The organism is Butyrivibrio proteoclasticus B316, from assembly GCF_000145035.1.
Taxonomy (GTDB): Bacteria; Bacillota; Clostridia; order Lachnospirales; family Lachnospiraceae; genus Butyrivibrio; species Butyrivibrio proteoclasticus.
Window position 1 is genome coordinate 1,388,913 of sequence record NC_014387.1, and the last position, 21,050, is coordinate 1,409,962.

A 21,050-nucleotide genomic window follows, 5' to 3' on the forward strand; every position below is an offset into this window, starting at 1 on the left:
TCAGGAACTGATAACTAAGCATCAAAAAAGACCGCTGTCACTCTAGCAAAGTCGACGGTCTTCTTTGATCTGAAACTATAAACTAGAGCCAACCGTCTATCGGTGGCACCCTTTTATGCTTATATAATAGCACATTCTATTTCTGAATAAAACTGTATATTTGCGCTTCGTATTGAAATGTCTTACTGTGTTCACAGATAAGATTATTAGATATGAGGACGCAGAAAGAATTAAGGAGGCACTGATGATGACGAAAGTTGAACAGCTCTTCTACGAAGAAGCAGCAATAAAGATTGCGAAGAACTTATTGAGAAGTGGAATTGATGTAAATGTGATTGCGCATGATACAAATCTTCCATTGGACAAGGTTCTTGAGCTAAGAGATGATATAACTACTGAAAAAGAATGATAGATAATTAAATAATGAAATTAATGATCCCAGTGCAAAGCATGGATGAGATATGAAATTGTGCGCACTGGGATTTTTGTGTTTACCTGCCTTGTAATCCAAAGAATGTTGTTATTCTTTATTCTTATTTGAAGTACTTGATAGCATTTTCTTTACATAGAGGTAGACTCTGTCTTTTTGCTCTTCAGAAAGATCACTATATTTTTCAACTATGAATCGTAGCCGTTTATCTCTGTCTTTGATTATATAATCCAAAGGATTCTTGTCATCTATTTTATTAGTGAGATATTCTACAGAAGTGCCTAGAACAAGGGATAATACCCTGATTACAGAAGCAGAGGGAGAACGCTCGCCACTTTCATATCTGGTATATGCGCTTTGAAGTATACCAGCTTCTTCAGCTAAACGATTTTTGCTCCAGCCTTTTGCCTCGCGCATTTCTTTTAATCTTTTTGTATCTAGAACTGGTTTCATGTTCCCTGTTAGCCTTCCAATTTATTTAATGAAATTATTATACATGGTTGACAATTAAAAATAAACATTTTAATATTTATCATATGTCATAGACATATATTATAGACGAAATATTTAGGCATATGGAGGTATGATGAAGTTTTTTAAGAGGAAGATTAATTATGGGCAGAATAATAAAAGTAACAAAACAGATTTGATAGAAGCAGCTCGAAGTCTGATGCAGGATTACTGGAATACATCTGCTAATAAAATCCATTTTTTGGTTTCAAGGGTCACTTGTAGGCATATTTATCTTATTTGTATGTACGAAGGAAATGATTTGGACATAAATAATTTGAAGACAGCTGAGATGATTTATATGGTGAAACTTCTTAATTTGGCAGGACTTGAGAATAAAGAGCCTAATGAAGAACAGGAATTTTTAGAGAGTTCTTTTTATGACTTTATGGAAAACTTAAGGCTTGCCAGGAATATATATTCAGATTTAGAGCTGGCTTATAATCCTTTAAAGATAGATTTACAGCAGGAAGTTATTCCTGAAAAGCTTTTTGATACGAACATAGAACCTGTAGAGAAGGCGTATAGCTTTATTCCAAGTGATGAACTGACTAGAATCAGATGTTCAGAGAATACAGAAAGGGATGATGTAGACAGGCCAGTTCACTATTTAGTTTATAGCAATAACAGGAAGGTGATTGATGAAATAAATGAAGATCTTATATATAGGCTGCGAAAATATAAGAGGATAACATCCAGGCGGTATCTCGAAATATCACGAAATAATATAAAGCCACGGGATAAGAATAATTATAGGATAGGAAATCTTAATAACCTTGATGGAGGACTTGTAATAGTTAATCTTGATGATACGGTCAATGATGACTTTGAAGTGCTTGTTAATTCTGTTTATTCAGAACCCGGAAAATACAAAGGGAAATACACGGTAATTTTTAACTTGTGTGAAGCAGATGACGCTAGAGTTAGCGTGATAAAGAGAATTTGCGATTTTTGGTCATTTGTTGTGATATCTGATGGCAAGTTAGAAAGAGCTAAAGCAATAAAACTTCTTGATCAAATAGCTGAGGAAAACGACGTCGTACTCATAGATAGTTATTATGATGAAATTCTGGAACCCGGTAAAAAATATTTAAGGGATGAGCTTATTGCAGCTTTTAGAAAGTGGTACTTGAATAGATATAATATCAGGAAAAATTACCCAGCATATACAACTTATATTATAAACCTAAGTAATGTTGATGAACTGAGTTGCCCTTCATACCATGAGCTTGAGTCGTTGATTGGACTTAAAAATGTAAAGACTCTATGCAAGGATATTATTAGTTTTTATCAAATGGAGAAGTTGAGGAAAGAGAAATACTCGTCACTTAAAGATATTGGAATGCATATGGTATTTCAGGGAAATCCAGGGACAGCCAAAACTACAGTTGCCAGAATAATGGCCAGGATATTTAAAGAAAAGGGAATACTATCAAAAGGTGACTTGATTGAAGTTGGACGTGCGAATCTTGTAGAAAAATATGTAGGACAAACCGCACCAAATGTAAAGAGTTACTTTGAAAAGGCAAAGGGAAGTGTGCTTTTTATTGATGAAGCATATTCTCTTGCAGATGGGGAAGGAAAAGGAAGTTATGGAACTGAAGCAATTAATACTATAGTCCAAGAGATGGAAAACAACAGAGATGACGTTGTGGTTATTTTTGCCGGCTACAAGAAAGAAATGAAAGAATTCTTAAAAGTAAATAGTGGTCTGTCCAGTAGAATCTCATTTTTTGTAGATTTCCCGGATTATTCTGACGATGAGTTATTTGAGATTTTGACGAAAATGGCAAAAGATAACCATTACACTTTAGCAGATGATGTTCGCTCAGCTTTTGAAAATTATATCAATAGTACTGTTACAAGTATCGGTAATGGAAGATTTGTAAGAAATGCTTTTGAAAGAGCTAGAATCAGGCAATCTAGCAGGATATGTAAGTTGCCTGTAAAACAGCTGACAAAGGAGCTATTTGTTCTTTCAGGGCAGGACTTTGGAGGATTGCATGACTAAAGAAAAATTTTGTGAACAATTGTCTGAAAGGCTGAATGCTAAATATGGGTCATTAGGGTATAAAACTGATATGTAATGACCTCCTGTCAAGCAAAAAATGACTGGAATCACCACAAACATATTTAATTGTTGCTGAAGGCACCTTGAAAGAGCCTCGGGGTATCAGTTCCCGGCATTGGCCACTCTGATATACGTGGATTGGTTACCGACAGGTCAATGGTCCGCCGTGAGCTCTACCGTCTAGTTGCGTGGATCACAAATTTCTCTGTGCCAACATAGTTTTATCGTAGATAGCTCTAACCTTGAAATGGCCGAAGCCCTTTCAAGATGTCTTCAGTTGGTACTTGTTGGTGGCCAGATGTAAATGGCGTAAGCCATCTTACATCTGCTTGATTACCCGCTATAACAGCGGGGTGAAGATGTCAAGGCTGCGAAGCACCGCCCACGGCGGCTTGGCCTTGATATCGGAGGCGCGATGTTATACCTGATCATGCTATATTATCGGTTATCATGCCCCACATGAAGCAGGCAAGTTCTCTTGCTATTGCAGTTTTAGCCACATTGTGTTTCTTGCTTTTACCAAGAACCATTTTGTAAAACTTGCGTCTTAGCCTTTCATTAGCTTTATCAGCATATGCAATGACTTGAGGTGAGTTGCCAATCTGACGGGATTTAAGTGCTTTTGATTTATGTCCGATTTGTCCTTTGCTGTATGACTGGGATGATTCTATAAGAAGCTGTCTAACATGACGATTTCCGGCTTTTGTGATTCCAAGCCTTGACTTTTCATCACCACTGGATTCTTCACCAGGCACAAGTCCAAGATATGCAGCAAACTGATTGGCTGATGCAAAACGTTTGAAATCACCTACTTCAACCAATACAGATAGTGCTGTGTGAGTTTGAACCCCGATGAAACAGCAGAGTTTTTTAACAGGCTCTCTGTATTCATCTTTTAAAGCAAGTTCTTCTATTCGCTTGTCTAAACGTTCAAGCTTATCTCTCAAGTTTATGTAGGTCAGCAGATATTCATCGAGTATTTCTTTATACAGTGCCTCAGGCTTTAATGATTTTAACCAGTTCACATGAGCTTCTGTCCAGTGACTTTTTCCTTCATAGCGATAGTCGTGGCGAAGACAAAACGAAAGTATTTGTTGCTTCACTTTCTTGAGTGCAAGCTTATGATCATCTCTCATACGGAGAAACTCTTTTGTTTCTTCATCTGTAGAAGTAGGAACATGAACAGGACTGTAATTGTGCTGAGCCAGACATTTGCCAATCAATTCAGCATCACGTTTATCAGTTTTAATTCTTTTGCCACTACGCGGTTCAAGCATAGTGGTTGGTGCAAGTATCACACAGTTAACGTTATGATTAGTTAACTGATGATATAAAGTATAGCCGAGACATCCGGCTTCATAACCGCATATAAAGTTTGTATCATTTCCGTAGATGGTTCTAAGGAATTCCAGATATTTTAGGACTTCCTTGTAATCAGCGTGGGTGCGCCTTGTATGAGACGCCTTCTCTGTTTCGATTAAATAATCGCAGAGAGTAAAACTTTCCTTATGTACATCCATTCCTACGTAAACTGTGATATTATTCATTTAGTGACCTCCCTTTGTATGCGGTAATCCCTGTTACCATTGACTCAACATCTTTAGTATACAGGTAAATCCACGTTGCTACATAGTGGAGGTCATTACATATTGTCTAGAATTATAAAAGAAGGATATACATCTGAGGACCGAAAAGAGTTGGAATTTATTAAAGAAACAAATTTAAAATACTTTAAAAATCAAGAGGAGTTATTAGGTGGGGACATAATACTCCTTGAAAAACAAGGTGATTCATCTGTGAGGCAGGAGATAGATTATCTGATCGAATCCTTTAATGATGGGGGATGGGAATATGTGGAATCGATCTTTGATAAAAATATAGAGCTATGCGGGTATTCAGATGTAATTAGGGACGAAATTTCTGATTTTGATATCATGAAAGATAATATAATAGTAAGAGTATTAAATTATGAGCTGCACAAAAATGAATTGGAGGACAGAGTATACAGAAAAATAGGTGATTTTGTGCTTTCTGTGAATGGCCTGATATTTTCAAACAGCAAAATAACAAGCTTCTTTAAAATCTCAGCAGATTTTTTAAAGGCTTGGGGTATTACCGAAGACGAAGTGATTGAAATTGGGTTAGAAAATACAAGAAGATTATTTCCGCCAAGGGTTTACGGCGTTGAATATGCTCTAAAGATAAAGACTATAACACAAGGTGATGGAGACTATATGAATAATAGTCAAAATATCAGGCTTGGAAACTTAGGCGAAGACACATTTGTTGCCTATGGAACTCAGAATGGTGCAACTAGTTTCTTTTACCCTGGAGTAAAAGAGAAGATTGCCGAAATGCTAGGCGGAGAGGATTATTATGTAGTATTTACTTCAACTGAAGATTTTCATGTACATAAATGCTCACAAAATGATGCTGCGAGCTTAGAAAAACGTCTTATTGATATGAATAAATACTTTCCATTGGGTGAAATGCTGACTGAGAAAATATATAAGTATAGCGTAGATACTGGAGAGCTTACTGAAGTGTAGGCCATTTTGTCTACAGTCTGGAACAACCACTGACTATTGATAGATAGCCAGTGGTTGTTATTTTTGTCTCATTCTATTTTAGAGAAATATATCCTGTAGAGAAGTCATATCTTGGGTCTTCCTCGCAGGAGAAGAAGATAGAAAGTGAACAGTCTTTTTTGCTGATATCTTCTTCAGCATCGTAAGAATGTATGTTAGATATAAAGGTGTAGCCAGCCGGAACTTGTGATTCGGAGAAACAGTATAGTCCGTGTTCGTCTCCTGCTATCTTAACTTCTGTACCCTTGATCATGTAGTCTTTATCTGTCTTGTTTACAACGTAGAGTAAATAACGAGGGTTATAGTCTTCTTCTGTATAAATAGAGTATACATCTGCCTTATCACTTGTGAAGATGAGATTAGCGTCTTGCTTTACTGGAAGAGTGTAGCTAAAGTCTGTATCGGTGCGTATGCAGATGGGAGTTTCAGCAGCCTCATTGTAAGTGAAGTCATCATTACTGATCGATACTCTGGAAAAAATAATTTCAGAAACAGACTGATATGGCATTTCATATATTTTCTCATATATCACAGAATCGCTATTTCTCTTGAAGTAATCATAGGTTGATATGTAATATGAGGACTGAGAGTTTCCGTTTATTGAGTTTGAATTGATAGTGACAAGTATATCGCTGTTTAGTCTGTTTATTACGTGAATTGCGGCCTTGACATTGCCATATTTGTATCCGTCAATTTCGTTATCCCTTACTCTGTCAGAAACATAGAATTTTTCAAGAGTGATTGTTACGCGACCATCATCGAACAACACTCCGTCACCTACGATATTATAAGAGGCTTCTGTATAGTTTTCATATTTGGTATCGTTTAATTCAGTTTTACCCATATAACGGCTGTTTCTGGCGTTATTTAAGTAGATTATAGCAACAGTTATAGCTGCAAGATTGAGGATAGCTATTATAAAAATACTTCTCTTTATTCTTGCAAGTATTTTACCGCTTTCTTCGGCAGCCTTCTGCTGGCGCTTACTTATGAGATGTAGTGTTTCTCTCTCTACAAAAGCTTCTTCAACCTCATGCCTGCTGGTCCATTCGATATCCTTATCGTAGGGGCCTCCGCAGTGGGGGCAGACTTTGTATTTTCTGGTATCAATCTTGCAACCGCAGAAATCACAGGTTATTTCGGGATCAACATATTCAAGTTTTTTTGCCTGTCTTCCTGCAGCCTTTATAACTTCATCCTTGCTAAATGCATTGGCCTTTACCTGAAAATAGCGGAAAATAAGGTAAAAAAGGTAAATGAGTAGTCCAACAATAATATAAAACAAAAACATGATAAGCTAGTTCCTTTGATGTAATAATATTAAGTCTTTATCCGGAGCTCTCGATTAAAACTCACTAAGTTCTGAGGATATCTTTTCCCATTCATCATAAAGAGAAGAGAGTTTATCCTGAATTTCTGTCTGCTCATCAGTGAGCTTACGAAGCTTGGCAAGGTCAGTTCCGACTGATGGATCTGAAAGCTGCTCTGTGATCTCACCGTCCCTGCCTTCAAGTTTGGAAATGTCTTCCTCACATTTACTAAGAGCTGTTTCAAGCTTGCGCTTCTGAGCCTGCAGAGCCTTCTGAGCCTTCCAGTCCATAGCACCGCCTGCGGTAGCATCGGAAGATTGCGCATTTGAAGAAAGAGAAGATGCGCTTTCTGATGCATTGTCAGAATCATTTAAGTCTGCAGCTCCATTTGCGTATTTATAGCTTCCATCTCCAAGAGTGGCATTTCCTATATTCCCGGAAGTACCAAAGAGCCTTTGCATCTTCTCATCGACATGCTCCATGTAGTAGTCGTAGTTACCAATGTAATTTACAAACTGTCCATGTGTAAGATCCAGTATCCTTGTGGCGGTTCTGTTGATGAAATATCTGTCATGGCTGACATAGAGAACAGTTCCGGTGTAGCCTGAAATTGCTGTTTCAAGTATCTCTTTTGAAGTGATATCCAAATGGTTTGTAGGCTCATCAAGAATGAGGAAATTGGCATCAGAGAGCATGAGCTTGGCAAGGCTTACACGTCCCTTTTCACCACCTGACAGATCACCGATGCGCTTGAATACATCATCACCGGTGAACAGGAAAGCAGCCAGAGTATTCCTGATCTCTGTGTTGTTGAGTGTAGGATATGCATCTGATATTTCTTCGAACAAGGTCTTTTCATCGTGGAGAACATGATGTTCCTGATCGTAGTAGCCAATATGAACTTTGACACCAAAATCAATCTGACCGGCATCAAGGCTCTCAACTCCGTTTATTATTTTAAGGAGAGTTGTTTTGCCTGAACCGTTATCACCAATGATTGCGACATGCTCGCCTTTTTTGATCTCAAAATCAAGATTTGAGAAGAGGTGCTCATTACCAAATGACTTGGAAAGCCCGGTTGCAGTCAGAACATCATTACCACTTTCGCAGGAAGGAGTCAGGCTTATCTTCATGCGATCATCAATTGTTATGGGCTTGTCGAGAACTTCTATCTTATCAAGCATCTTTTCACGGCTCTCAGCCCTCCTTATAGATTTTTCTCTGTTGAAGGATTTGAGTTTGGCAATTACTTCTTCCTGATGCTTGATCTCAGCCTGCTGCTTGATGTAGGCATTCCACTCTATAGCTCGCATCTGCTCTTTTTTAACAGCATAGGTACTGTAGTTTCCGGTAAAAGAGGTAACTCTTGTATTCTCAACTTCGATTATCTTGCCTGATATCTTATCAAGGAAATATCTGTCGTGAGAGACAATAAGTACAGCGCCTTTATAGTTGAGAAGATAGTTTTCAAGCCATCTGATAGAGTTCATATCAAGGTGGTTTGTGGGCTCGTCCAGGATGATGAGATCAGGCTTCTGTAGAAGAAGCTTACCAAGAGCAACTCTTGTTTTCTGACCTCCTGAAAGGGTGCTGATCCTCTTATCAAGCTCTTCATCGAGAAAGCCAAGACCCTTGGCAACACCTGTTACTTCGCTTTTCCAGGCATAACCAGATTTACGCTGGAATTCATCCTGCATTCTGGTATATCTGTCCATAAGAGCTTCAAGTTCTGCTCCCTGGACATGCTTCATGTTCTCTTCAGCAAGACGGATATTATTTTCAAGATCTATGACATCTTTTTTTACTTCTACGAGTTCTTCATAAATCGTGTTCTCTGAGTCGATATTCTGGTTCTGAGCAAGATACCCCCAGGTGATATCCTTAGAAAAAGTAACATCCCCATCATCAGCTGATAATTCACCGATTATTATCTTTATAAGTGTAGTCTTACCCGCACCATTTATACCAACGATGGCGGCCTTTTCATCTTTTTCTATATGAAAAGAGGCATTCCTGAGAATATCCTTGCCATCAAACGACTTATTAATGTTATGTACCGAAAGGATCATAATATAAGACTCCCAAATAAGTTTTTTAACACCACATTTTAGCATGTAATTCCCAATCTGTAAAAGAATCAGTTTAGGTGGAAGAAAAGTTTTAAGGTGCGGATTTGGCGGCAGAAATGTGGTATGATGTGGGATGTATGATTTCTGTGGGCAAGAGAGGAATGGCTCACGGGAAGTCGTGAAATATAGTGGGAGATGGAGATTGTATGGAATATATTGTTGTGGTGCTATTTGCTGCGGCGGTGTTTGCTGCGGTCATATTGTATCTTGCATTTAATCAGGAGCAGAGGGAGAGATGGCTTGGCTTTACCTTTGGCATAGCTTCTGTGGGCGGAATAGCTATTTATGGAACGGCACATGCACATGAGGCAACTAACCTTGTGGCTGCAATATTTGAGACAGTAGTTGATGTTGGCAGGATGTTTGCGGGAATTAATAATGTCTCTGCCTTTGAGAAGCTTGTTGGGGCTGATTCCAAGTGGATGATACTGTTCTGGGGCGTTCACTTTCTTGCTTATTATTCTCTTGCCAGTGCCATCATAATGACTGTTGCCAAGGGAATGCTCAAGAAGATCAGAACTTTCTTTTTACATATCAATGATGTCGAGCTGATATATGGAATTACAGATAATTCCCTTTCATATGGCAGAAATATTGCTGATAAAGACCATACTTCAATAGTCTATGTGGGAACCAGTACTAATGGCAAGGAGAGCCAGATCAGCCAGATGGGCGGACTTCTTTTTTCAGATAGCCAGGCTCTAAATCCTGATGCCAAGTTTCTTCAGAGATTGTCTGTAAAGCGCGGTAAGAGTAAGTTCAGGCTCTGCGCTCTGTCCGGAAATATAGATGATAATCTTGAATATGCGGCCAAGATCCTGAGAGCTCTTGAAAAGGCCAAAGTACGTCCGGAGCAGACAGAAGTAATCCTTTATGGCTACGAAGAGCATAACGGAGATATGCTCCAGGCTGTGGGCGATAAATATGGCTATGGAACTGTAAGAGTCTTTGAAAAGGCAGAGCTTCTTGCAAGGCTTCTCATGCAGAAATATCCTATCTGCAATGCGGTTACTTTCGATGAAAATGCAAGGGCAACCTGTGATACCAATGTACTTTTGATAGGCTTTGGCAGAAAGGGACAGGAGCTTCTTGAAAAGATAGTAATAAATGGCCAGTTTGAGGGCAGCAACTTCAAAGTCAAGGTATTTGACAAGAACGGACGTGGAACAGATGGGTTTTTCAGAGCGAGGTTCAGCTCTTTACTGGATAATTATGATATTTCTTTTGAAAATCATGATGGACGCAGCAGAGAACTTGCAGTGTATCTTGAAGAGAACATCGATAAACTTAAGTATATAGCTGTAGCTGTAGGAGATGACCGCACAGGACGTGAAATAGCCATGAATATCCTTGAGTTTATGAGAGGAAGAGGCGCTTCGCTCCCTGTTTATCAGTGCTGTAATGACTGCGTGGCTAAATATGAACTTAACAGCCTTGTTGAGAGATATAGTATTTTTGATGCTAATATTCTCTATAACGGAATGATGGATGATCTGGCTAAAAAGCTTAATCATTATTACATGAACAACAGCGCTTCTGCTAAAAAGAACTGGGCAGACTGTAACTATTTTGACAGGATGAGTTCGAGAGCTTCAGCGGACTATCAGGCTGCGCTTTTAAACAGGCTCGGGCTATGTAATGGCCAGGAATTACCGGCTGAAATTCTGGAAAACCTTGCTAAATCTGAGCATCTTAGATGGAATGCTTTTTATTATGCGTCAGGCTATAAGAAGATGGATATTGAGACCTTTAAAAAGAGGGCGAGGAATGCACAGACATCCGGGAATAAGCGAGTATCCAAAGATGCTGAGGGCAAGAGGCATGTATGCCTTGTGACCTGGGATGAGCTTGATGAGATTTCTGATATTGAGAATAGTATTATGGGAAAAGATATAGATTATAAGCAGAAAGACCGGGATAATGTGCTTGTTATCAAAGGACTCCTTGAAAAATAAGAGCCTGACTTATATAATATATGAGATGTGGATTCACAATAAAGGAGTTTGCTTTGAGACGTTTATATATACCACTAGTTTGGGAGCTGCTTTTTGTTATCTCGACAATTATTTTGCCGATGCAGGCTTTTCATCTGTTTTTTGTTTTTTATCTGGGCTTGCTTATTTATTTTTATTATTTTCACAAGCAGTTTTCATTCCGCAAATTTGCACGTAATCTTAGCAGAATAAAGAGATTTTGGATTCCCGTTATTTTGACTTTTGCAGGCCTGATGCTTGCTAATGATATCAAGAATAGACTGATCCAGCCGTATTTTGCGACAGTCAGGGACGGGACAGTCAGTATCATTACGCGTAATGATATTTTGCCAACATTTTTTTATGCACTTATGATGATAGTCATGAAGCCTGTGGCAGAGGAACTGTTCTTTAGGAAAGCCATTATTTCTTTTGGCAGTAAGAAAAGAGTGTTTGTACTTACTCTTGTGAGCCTTATTTTATGCGCAGTTACAAGAGCGCACGGGGTACTGGGAATAGCTGAATGGATCTTAATGGCGATTCCGGTTACGATTGCTTATGTTGCTACGAGAAATATTTATATTTCGGTAATGGCTCATGTGGCCTTTGAGTTTTATGACAATATATATTCTATTGTTTATGCTGTAGGCAGGATAATGAATAGATAGTTTATTAAGGTTTATGGTATAATACAAGCCGGTATGTTTCTGATAGAAATATGCCGGCTTTTTTGGATAGATCAACTATTCAGCACATATATTTATAAGGAGAAGAGGTATGTTAGGAAAAAGAGGTAATGCGCCCAAGGCCAAGGCTAATCCCAAGCTGATAATAGTAATTGTTATCGCCGTTTTAGCTCTTTTGTGCGTGGGGGAGAGTTTTTATTCTGTTAGGGAACAGGAACAGGCTGTTCTCACAATGTTTGGTAAGGTGCTCAGAGTTGACACTGCCGGACTCTATTTTAAAATCCCATTTATTCAGGATGTGCATACTATAGATATGACAACTCATGGTGTGGGTATCGGATACTATATCAAGGATGGACAGAATATCACTGTTGATGATGAGGGAGTGATGATCACTTCTGACTTTAATTTTGTAGATATTGATTTCTATCTGGAGTATAAGGTAAGTGATCCTGTGGCATTTTATTATAATTCTTCCAATCCGGAAGTTATTATGAAGAATATGGCACTTGCCTGCATCAGAAATACTGTGGTTAATTACACAGTTGATGATGTTATTACTACTGCCAAAGGCCAGATCCAGGCTGAGGTTAAAGAGAAACTTCAGAATGAGCTCACAAACAGCAATATCGGTATGATGGTAGTTAACCTCTCTGTTCAGGATGCAGAACCACCGACAGAGGAAATCGTTCAGGCTTTCAAGTCTGTAGAAACAGCCAAGCAGGGCAAGGATACAGCAGTTAATAATGCCAAGAAGTATCAGAGCGAGGAGCTTCCCAAGGCAGAAGCTGATGCTGATAAGATCGTTCAGGATGCTGAAGCTTACAAGCAGGCCAGAATAGCAGAGGCAGAAGGTCAGGTTGCCAGATTTAATGAGATGTATGAGCAGTACAAGCTTCAGCCATACATCACCAAGAAGAGATTATTCTATGAGACTATGGAAGAAGTTCTTCCTGATCTTAAGGTTATCATCACTGATGGAAATACTCAGCAGATGCTGCCTTTGGATAACTTTAACGGTAATGATTGATGGAGGCCTGATATGGAAAAGAAGAGATTTGGTTTTGGAAAAATATTAGTAATAATTGTACTGCTCGTTGCTGCTTTTCTTGTTGGCTCATCAATGTATGTGGTTCATCAGAATGAGTATGTAGCAGTAAGAAGATTCGGTAAGATCATTGCAATCGCTTCAGAACCCGGACTTCACTTTAAGACACCTTTTATTGAGGATACACAGTCAATCAGTGGTAAGATCATTATTTATGATATTCCTGCATCTGACGTTATCACCAAGGACAAGAAATCTATGATCACAGATACTTATGTTCTTTGGAGAGTATCAGATCCGCTTAAATATATTCAGACTCTTAATGCTGTAAGTGCAAGAGCTGATGAGAGAATAGAAGCTTCTGTCTACAATGCTACCAAGAATGCTATTTCATCTATGAGCCAGGATGAGGTTATCGAGGCAAGAGGAGAAACTCTTACCAAGCTGATCACAGAGGAGGCAAACTCTGATATGGCCGGATATGGTATTTCTATCATACAGGCTCAGATCAAGGCCCTTGATCTTCCTGATGACAACAAGCAGGCTGTTTATGAGAGAATGATCTCAGAGCGTAATAACATTGCAGCATCCTATACAGCACAGGGAGCTGCTGAAGCTCAGAAGATCCACAATGAGACTGACAAGCAGGTTGCAATCGTCAAGGCTCAGGCGCAGAAGAGCGCTGCTGTCCTTGAGGCAGAGGGAGAGGCTGCTTACATGGAGACTCTTTCCAAGGCTTATGACACAGAGGAAAAGGCAGAGTTTTACAGCTATATCAGAGGACTTGATACTCTCAAGGAATCACTTAAGGGAGAGAAGACTATCATCCTTGATAAGAACTCTGAGCTTGCTCAGATCCTATATGGTAACTTCAATTGAAACCTAAATAGAATCACCAGTGTTTGTTTGACATTTGCCCCTAAAGTGTGCTTTAATAGTTTAAACTGTTGAAGATAATCTGGGGGGAGAACAACAAATATGAAATTATGACCTGTCCCAACATGCAGTTGTTGAGACAGGTTTTCTTTTTGCCTACCTCAAACAGAATAATAGAATTATTGAAAGGTCGTGTATTATGAGTGAAGAAATGAAGATTCCTTACAAAATTTATCTTAGCGAAGATGAGATACCCAGGCAGTGGTACAATGTCAGAGCTGATATGAAGAATAAACCGGCTCCACTTCTCAACCCGGCTACTCTCAAACCTATGACTTTTGATGATTTGAGACCTGTGTTCTGTGATGAGCTGATCAAGCAGGAGCTTGATGATACAACTCCTTATATTGATATTCCTGATGAAGTCATGGACTTTTACAGAATGTACAGACCGGCGCCTTTAGTAAGAGCATATTTCCTTGAGAAGGCACTTGGAACACCGGCCAAGATTTATTATAAATTTGAGGGTAATAATACAAGTGGCAGCCATAAGCTTAATTCTGCTATCGTTCAGGCATATTATGCCAAGAAGCAGGGACTTAAAGGCGTTACTACAGAAACCGGTGCCGGCCAGTGGGGAACAGCTTTGTCTATGGCTTCAGCCTATTTTGGAATAGACTGTAAGGTTTATATGGTTAAGGTTTCATATGAGCAGAAACCATTCAGAAGAGAAGTAATGCGTACTTATGGAGCCAGCGTAACTCCTTCACCTTCAATGGATACTGAGATAGGACGCAAGATAAATGCTGAGCATCCGGGAACTACAGGAAGTCTTGGCTGTGCAATTTCCGAGGCAGTTGAGGTTGCTACCAAGACTGAAGGCTACAGATATGTACTTGGAAGCGTGCTCAATCAGGTGCTTCTTCATCAGACCGTAATAGGTCTTGAAGCTAAGGCTGCACTTGATAAGTATGGCGTTAAGCCTGATATTATCATTGGATGCGCCGGCGGCGGATCAAACCTTGGAGGACTTATTTCTCCGTTCATGGGAGAAAAGCTCCGTGGAGAAGCTGATTACAGAATAATTGCTGTAGAGCCTGCAAGCTGCCCGTCTCTTACAAGGGGTAAGTTTGCTTATGATTTCTGCGATACCGGTATGGTGTGTCCTCTTGCCAAGATGTACACACTTGGAAGTAACTTTATTCCTTCTGCTAATCATGCGGGCGGTCTTCGCTATCATGGCATGAGCCCGATTCTTTCCCAGCTTTATGATGATGGCCTTATGGAAGCAAGATCAGTTGAGCAGACTTCAGTATTTGAGGCTGCTCAGCAGTTTGCGAGAGTTGAAGGAATCCTTCCGGCTCCCGAGTCAAGTCATGCAATCAGAGCAGCTATCGATGAAGCTCTTAAGTGCAAGGAGACAGGTGAGGAAAAGACAATTCTCTTTGGACTTACAGGTACTGGCTACTTTGATATGGTTGCTTATCAGAAGTTCAACGATGGAGTCATGATGGACTACATTCCTACAGATGCTGAGCTTCAGAAGAGCTTTGATACACTTCCCAAGATCAATCTTTGATTTATATAAGGTGGTTTTGTTTGATACTATTTTGACAGGAGATTTTGACATGAATATTGTATGTTTGGACTTAGAGGGTGTACTTGTTCCTGAAATATGGATTGCATTTTCTGAGGCTAGTGGAATTCCCGAGCTTAAGAAGACTACACGAGATGAACCTGATTATGACAAGCTTATGAAATGGAGAATAGGTATTCTCAAAGAGCATGGACTTGGACTTAAGGAGATACAGGATACTATCAAAAAGATAGATCCTCTTCCGGGGGCAAAAGAGTTTCTGGATGAGCTTAGAAAGATCACTCAGGTCATTATCATAAGTGATACATTTACTCAGTTTGCAACTCCTCTTATGGAGAAGCTTGGATGGCCTACTATTTTCTGCAATTCTCTTGAAGTTGCAGATAACGGTGAGATCACAGGCTTTAAGATGAGGATAGAGCAGTCCAAACTTACAACTGTTAAGGCTCTTCAGTCTATAGGTTATGAAACCATCGCAAGCGGAGACAGTTACAACGATCTTGCAATGATACAGGCATCCAAGGCAGGCTTTTTATTCAGATCAACTGATAAGATCAAGGCTGACTATCCGGAGCTTCCAGCTTTCGAAGAGTATGATGATCTTCTTGCAGCTATTAAAAATAACCTATAAATTGTTCAAAAATGACTCCTGCAAGTACTATCTTACAGATGTATAATAAATCTATAATAGAATTATTTAGGAGAGTTTATAGAAATGAAAGATTGTAACTGCGGATATTGTGTAGGTGGTGAGCCACTTGCCAAGTTTGGAATCAAGATTTGCGACCTGGAAGTGAGTCAGCTTATTCTTTTTAAAGAGCAGTCTCATCCGGGCAGATGTATAGTAGCATACAAGGATCATGTCAGTGAGATAGTTGATATATCTGATGCTGACAGAAATGCATTTTTTGCAGACGTTAATCGTGCCGCCAAGGCTATTCACAAGGCATTTAATCCTGATAAGGTTAACTATGGTGCTTATGGCGATACTGGATGTCATCTTCATATGCACCTTGTGCCTAAGTATAAGGACGAATTCGAGTGGGGCGGAGTTTTTGAGATGAACCCACAAAAGGTATTCTTATCTGATTCAGAATATGCTGAAATGATTGAGAAGATCAAGGCTGCACTTTGATATTGGTATCATTTGCTTGCTGCTATAGGCTTTTAGCTGTTTTACAATAAGTTTTTTAGAGGAGCTGTCGCACACTAAGATTTGATCATTATTTGATCATCTGGAGCGACAGCCCTTTTTTGCGTTATAATTAAGTTAATGGAAAGAAGCTTTTCTAAAATGAGGAGTAATAATGGCTAATATAATCAATTATATTAAGTGGCGTGGCGACCTTGAATTTGAAAAAGTTCCCTTTAATAAGGTTGATAATCTTGGGCTTACCATGCTTATTTATAATGATTTTTCCGGTATAGTTCCTGGCAAAGATGAATATGGCCGAATTTCTATCAGGGAAGCTGCAGATAAGTATTTTCAGACTCATAGTCTTGAAGGACTTGATAAGTATGCCTTTGACTGGGTTTTATACTACATGGGGAAGTACAAACGTTTTGGAAATCTGTATTTATCCGATTATGTGGATGTGAACGACACTGACAGAAATATGGTGTTTACAGCTTTTACTGTTCATCTTCCGGATGGAAGTCATTTTGTCGCATATCGCGGAACGACAATGGAAATTGATGACTGGAGACTGGATTTCCAGATCAGTTTTGAAGAAATAGAGGCGCAGAGGGCGGCAGCGAGATACCTTCAATATGTTATGAGCAAGTACGCAGGAGATATATACGTAGGTGGGCACTCAAAAGGCGGCAATCTGGCTGTTTATGCATCTATGAATTCTTCTTCTGAGGTCAGAAACAGAATTAAAAAGATATATAGTTTTGATGGCCCTGGTTTTTGCCCCGAGCTTTTAGAGAAAGATAAATTTAACGAGATAAAAGAGAGAATCGTACATATAGTACCGGCATTCTGCGTAGTTGGAATGTTGTTCGAACTTCAGGTTCCCCATGAAATTGTAGCATCCAGTGCTTCTAAAATAGCCCAGCATTCAGGTATGACCTGGAAAATAGAAGGAAATCACTTTGTTCATAGAAGATTTCTCACTGATGAAAGTACAGTCTATAACAATGCCATCGATGACTGGATTGGAAATGCGACAATGGAGCAGAGAAGGGCGTTTACCAGAGATATCTTTGATGCGATGAAGGCAGGAGGAGCTGTTAACATTAACGAAATCTCAGAAGGCGGATTCCACGATTTTGGAACGATCCTTTTATCGGCAGCCAATTCAGAGAGTAAGACCAAGATAGTTGTAGGTAAGTTTTTTGGCTCCCTTTGGAGATCATTTGAGAAAATCAAGATTTTAGATGCTGTTAAATCTCTTCAGGGTATTATAGATCTCTTTCTTATATTTGTTGGTATTATCTTTTTGACTATTCCGCAGGCAGTTTATAGTGTTCTTGGCGGAGCTATAGCGCTTGTAGTTGCCATTTGGAGTGCTGTTATGCTTGTTAAGGCGGGAGTTAGAGATGAAAATCCATTTATAAAACGGGGAAGAATGATATTCCACATTATTATTATGTGGTTTATGGTCTTTATCATGTCTAACCTAGAGAGAATACCGAAATGGACTAATCTGCTGATGGCAATAGTATTCTTTTCTCTGGCTTTTGCCAGTGTGAGGTACATTATAAAATATAAGACAACAATTTCAGGAAAAGCCAAGTTTTGGATGATGCTCCTGGCGGTTGTTAATGTTTACATTGGTATTATTGCGATTGTAATGCCGGATAGATTTGGCATTACTAAATCAGTAACACTGGGAAGCTATCTTATAATTATTGGATTTATAAGGCTTATAATCCAGCTTCTGGAACAGATGCAGAATCCAAAGAGTGATGGCAGATTTTATGAAGATGAGGAAGAAAAATAAAACAGGGCTCTTCACATATGATCGTGAAGAGCCCTGAAACATTTTAGGCGTTAAGTTCCTTACCTGTAAGAAGCTTGTAAGCTTCGTGATATTTATCAATAGTCTTATCGATGACATCCTGAGGAAGATTGTAGTCACATTCAGGATGAGCCTTTAAGTAGTTACGTACAAACTGCTTGTCAAAGGATGGCTGATCGTGACCTGGCTCGTAACCTTCTACAGGCCAGAAACGTGAGCTGTCAGGTGTGAGCATTTCATCTGCAAGAACTACTTCACCGTTCTCATCTACGCCAAACTCAAACTTGGTATCTGCGATGATGATACCACGAGTGAGAGCGTAGTCAGCACATTTTTTGTAAAGAGCAATTGTGTAATCTCTGATCTTGGTAGCATAGTATTCACCGTGACCTGGGAACTCTTTTTCAAGAACCTCGATGCTACGCTCGAAATCGATGTTCTCATCGTGATCACCGATTTCTGCCTTGGTACTAGGTGTGTAAATTGGTTCAGGAAGCTTATCGCATTCCTGTAATCCCTCAGGAAGCTTGATGCCACATACTGTGCCATTTTCCTGATAACTCTTCCAACCACTACCTGTAATATAGCCGCGAACAATACATTCAACTGGTATCATTCTCAGCTTCTTGCAAAGCATGCTGTTACCGGTAAAATCTGGTGTTCTGAAAAACTCTGGCATGTCGTTTGTATCAACGCTTACCATGTGGTTTTTTACCACATCTTTGGTATAGTCGAACCAAAACTTGGACATCTGTGTTAATACTGCGCCTTTGGTAGATACTTTGTTCTTAAGGATTACATCAAAGGCTGAAATTCTGTCGGTAGCAACCATGATAAGGTTCTCGCCTACATCATAGATCTCTCGAACTTTTCCTTCTTTTACTGGCTTAAATTCCTGCATGCTCATACTCCTCCATAGATATAAAAAATATATTTATTGTCACGGATATGATCCGTAAACTACAAGGTGATCTGCATGATCAGGCTGCGGTGGAAATGGCCTGACATGCGAAAGTATCAGTCGTCTTCCTCTTCGTCAGTAGCAGTGTTATAAACTGTACGCTTTCTGGCCATTTCATCATTTTCAAGGTACTCATCGTATGTAGAACGCTTGTCGATAAGTGATCCGTCAGGGAGAATCTCCATGATTCTGTTGGCTGTTGTCTGAACAACCTGATGGTCACGACAAGCAAAAAGCTCTACACCTGGGAATTTGATCATTCCGTCGTTTAGTGCGGAGATTGATTCCATATCAAGATGGTTAGTAGGCTCATCAAAGATAAGACAGTTTGCACCGCTTATCATCATCTTGGAAAGAAGGCAACGAACCTTCTCACCACCGGAGAGAACCTTAACCTTTTTAACTCCGTCTTCTCCTGCGAACAGCATACGTCCAAGGAATCCTCTTACGTATGTTGCATCCTTAATCTCAGAGTAGCCTGTGAGCCACTCGGTAATTGTGTAATCATTATCGAACTCTTTGGTGTTGTCCTTGGGGAAGTAAGCCTGAGATGTTGTAACACCCCATTTGTAAGTTCCCTCGTCAGGCTCAATCTCTCCTGTGAGAATCTGGAAGAGAGTAGTCTTGGCAAGCTCGTTGCCGCCTACGAATGCGATCTTGTCATCGCGCTGAACAACAAAAGATACGTTATCAAGAACCTTCTCACCATTGATTGTCTTGGAGATACCATCAACGGTAAGGACTTCGTTACCAATCTCTCTGTCTGGTCTGAAGTCAATGTATGGATATTTACGGCTGGATGGTTTGATTGTATCAAGCTCGATCTTCTCAAGAGCTTTCTTTCTGGAAGTAGCCTGCTTACTCTTACTTGCGTTAGCGGAGAAACGGGCAATGAATTCCTTGAGCTCTTTGATTTGTTCCTCTTTCTTCTTGTTGGCTTCCTTCATCTGACGGATCATCAGCTGTGATGACTCGTACCAGAAATCATAGTTACCGGCATAGAGCTGAATCTTGCCATAATCTATATCTGCAATATAAGTGCAAACCTTGTTGAGGAAATAACGGTCATGAGAAACGACGATGACTGTGTTCTCAAAGTTGATAAGGAACTCCTCAAGCCAGGCAATAGCGTCAAGATCAAGGTGGTTAGTAGGCTCATCCAGAAGAAGAATATCAGGATTACCAAAGAGTGCTCTTGCAAGCAAAACCTTGACCTTCTGGGCACCATCGAGCTCTTTCATAAGTTTGTAGTGGTATTCTGTATCGATTCCAAGTCCGTTAAGAAGAGACTCTGCATCTGATTCAGCTTCCCAACCATTCATCTCGGCAAATTCAGCCTCGAGCTCACTTGCTCTGATACCGTCTTCATCGGTGAAATCTTCCTTGGCGTATATTGCATCTTTCTCATTCTTGATCTCGAAGAGACGCGCATTACCGGCGATAACAGTATCAAGTACAACATTATCGTCATATTTGAAGTGATCCTGTTCAAGGAATGATAAACGCTCACCATCTGAAATAACTACATCACCATTTGTTGTCTCAATCTGTCCTGACAAAATCTTGAGAAATGTAGATTTACCGGCACCGTTTGCTCCGATGATACCGTAGCAGTTACCGGGAGTGAACTTGATGTTAACTTCTTCAAAAAGAGCTTTCTTACCAACTCTTAAGGTTACGTTATTTGCACTAATCATTAAAAAATAACCTCACAATTTAATTAAAATCTATCCTTTGCAACAGTTCGTATTATATGAGAATCTTCTATTAATTGCAACCAAAAAAGATACGTACTTATTTGAGGGCAATATGAGCGAAAATGGGAAGAAAGGGAAGAAAACTGAGTTTAAAATCATTTTCAAAGAGTTTATATTTGACTTGTAATGATTTTAAGACTAATGACCG

17 protein-coding genes are annotated in these 21,050 nt (G+C 39.5%); 11 read left to right on the top strand and 6 right to left on the bottom strand.

What is annotated here, in order from left to right; translation table 11 throughout:
* The first annotated feature begins 244 nt into the window (after positions 1–244).
* Entirely contained in the window at positions 245–409 is a 165-nt protein-coding gene (locus BPR_RS20955) for a hypothetical protein (RefSeq protein WP_167531151.1), read from the top strand.
* 111 nt (positions 410–520) lie between these two features.
* Here the strand turns inward: BPR_RS20955 and BPR_RS19700 are convergent, their stop codons facing one another.
* Positions 521–883 (bottom strand): helix-turn-helix domain-containing protein, encoded by a 363-nt coding sequence (locus BPR_RS19700; protein ID WP_052301803.1) that lies wholly within the window; start codon positions 881–883, stop codon positions 521–523.
* A gap of 130 nt (positions 884–1,013) precedes the next feature.
* Between BPR_RS19700 and BPR_RS19705 the strand changes: the two genes are divergently transcribed.
* On the top strand, positions 1,014–2,951 hold the full coding sequence (locus BPR_RS19705) for an AAA family ATPase (RefSeq protein WP_013280526.1): 1,938 nt from the start codon (positions 1,014–1,016) through the stop codon (positions 2,949–2,951).
* 488 nt (positions 2,952–3,439) lie between these two features.
* On the opposite strand, the gene BPR_RS05770 is transcribed toward BPR_RS19705, so the two are convergent.
* Positions 3,440–4,558, bottom strand: a complete 1,119-nt coding sequence (locus BPR_RS05770) for an IS110 family RNA-guided transposase (protein WP_013280040.1) — start codon at positions 4,556–4,558, stop codon at positions 3,440–3,442.
* A 102-nt stretch (positions 4,559–4,660) separates the two neighbouring features.
* Here BPR_RS05770 and BPR_RS05775 point away from each other — a divergent pair, with 102 nt between their 5' ends.
* Positions 4,661–5,560, top strand: a complete 900-nt coding sequence (locus tag BPR_RS05775) for a DUF5688 family protein (protein ID WP_042256641.1) — start codon at positions 4,661–4,663, stop codon at positions 5,558–5,560.
* 73 nt (positions 5,561–5,633) lie between these two features.
* Here the strand turns inward: BPR_RS05775 and BPR_RS05780 are convergent, their stop codons facing one another.
* Both BPR_RS05780 and BPR_RS05785 read right to left on the bottom strand, forming a co-directional pair.
* The gene (locus BPR_RS05780) at positions 5,634–6,890 is read right to left on the bottom strand and encodes a hypothetical protein (RefSeq protein ID WP_013280528.1); all 1,257 of its coding nucleotides are present in this window, start codon (positions 6,888–6,890) and stop codon (positions 5,634–5,636) included.
* Between the two features lie 54 nt (positions 6,891–6,944).
* Positions 6,945–8,978: an ABC-F family ATP-binding cassette domain-containing protein gene (locus BPR_RS05785; protein WP_042256645.1), complete on the bottom strand. Its 2,034-nt coding sequence runs from the start codon at positions 8,976–8,978 to the stop codon at positions 6,945–6,947.
* Positions 8,979–9,184: 206 nt separating this feature from the next.
* On the opposite strand from BPR_RS05785, the gene BPR_RS05790 reads away from it, so the two are divergent.
* The 8 genes from BPR_RS05790 (at position 9,185) to BPR_RS05825 (ending at position 18,166) form a co-directional block, all read left to right on the top strand.
* Positions 9,185–10,993 carry a Rossmann-fold NAD(P)-binding domain-containing protein gene (locus BPR_RS05790; RefSeq protein ID WP_042256648.1) on the top strand — a complete coding sequence of 603 codons (1,809 nt, stop codon included), beginning with the start codon at positions 9,185–9,187 and terminating at the stop codon, positions 10,991–10,993.
* Between the two features lie 254 nt (positions 10,994–11,247).
* Positions 11,248–11,679, top strand: a complete 432-nt coding sequence (locus tag BPR_RS20960) for a CPBP family intramembrane glutamic endopeptidase (protein ID WP_207636496.1) — start codon at positions 11,248–11,250, stop codon at positions 11,677–11,679.
* Positions 11,680–11,788: 109 nt separating this feature from the next.
* Positions 11,789–12,727 carry an FtsH protease activity modulator HflK gene (gene hflK, locus BPR_RS05800; protein WP_013280532.1) on the top strand — a complete coding sequence of 313 codons (939 nt, stop codon included), beginning with the start codon at positions 11,789–11,791 and terminating at the stop codon, positions 12,725–12,727.
* Between the two features lie 12 nt (positions 12,728–12,739).
* Positions 12,740–13,624: a protease modulator HflC gene (gene hflC / locus BPR_RS05805; protein ID WP_013280533.1), complete on the top strand. Its 885-nt coding sequence runs from the start codon at positions 12,740–12,742 to the stop codon at positions 13,622–13,624.
* Positions 13,625–13,820: 196 nt separating this feature from the next.
* Positions 13,821–15,200 carry a TrpB-like pyridoxal phosphate-dependent enzyme gene (locus BPR_RS05810; RefSeq protein ID WP_013280534.1) on the top strand — a complete coding sequence of 460 codons (1,380 nt, stop codon included), beginning with the start codon at positions 13,821–13,823 and terminating at the stop codon, positions 15,198–15,200.
* A gap of 49 nt (positions 15,201–15,249) precedes the next feature.
* The gene (gene thrH, locus BPR_RS05815; protein ID WP_013280535.1) at positions 15,250–15,849 is read left to right on the top strand and encodes a bifunctional phosphoserine phosphatase/homoserine phosphotransferase ThrH; all 600 of its coding nucleotides are present in this window, start codon (positions 15,250–15,252) and stop codon (positions 15,847–15,849) included.
* 84 nt (positions 15,850–15,933) lie between these two features.
* Positions 15,934–16,353, top strand: a complete 420-nt coding sequence (locus BPR_RS05820; protein WP_013280536.1) for an HIT family protein — start codon at positions 15,934–15,936, stop codon at positions 16,351–16,353.
* Positions 16,354–16,525: 172 nt separating this feature from the next.
* Entirely contained in the window at positions 16,526–18,166 is a 1,641-nt protein-coding gene (locus BPR_RS05825) for an Mbeg1-like protein (protein ID WP_013280537.1), read from the top strand.
* A 43-nt stretch (positions 18,167–18,209) separates the two neighbouring features.
* Here the strand turns inward: BPR_RS05825 and BPR_RS05830 are convergent, their stop codons facing one another.
* Both BPR_RS05830 and BPR_RS05835 read right to left on the bottom strand, forming a co-directional pair.
* Complete coding sequence (locus BPR_RS05830) at positions 18,210–19,085, bottom strand: phosphoribosylaminoimidazolesuccinocarboxamide synthase (RefSeq protein ID WP_013280538.1); 876 nt, start codon at positions 19,083–19,085, stop codon at positions 18,210–18,212.
* Between the two features lie 116 nt (positions 19,086–19,201).
* Positions 19,202–20,842 carry an ABC-F family ATP-binding cassette domain-containing protein gene (locus BPR_RS05835; protein WP_013280539.1) on the bottom strand — a complete coding sequence of 547 codons (1,641 nt, stop codon included), beginning with the start codon at positions 20,840–20,842 and terminating at the stop codon, positions 19,202–19,204.
* Positions 20,843–21,050 lie beyond the last annotated feature (208 nt).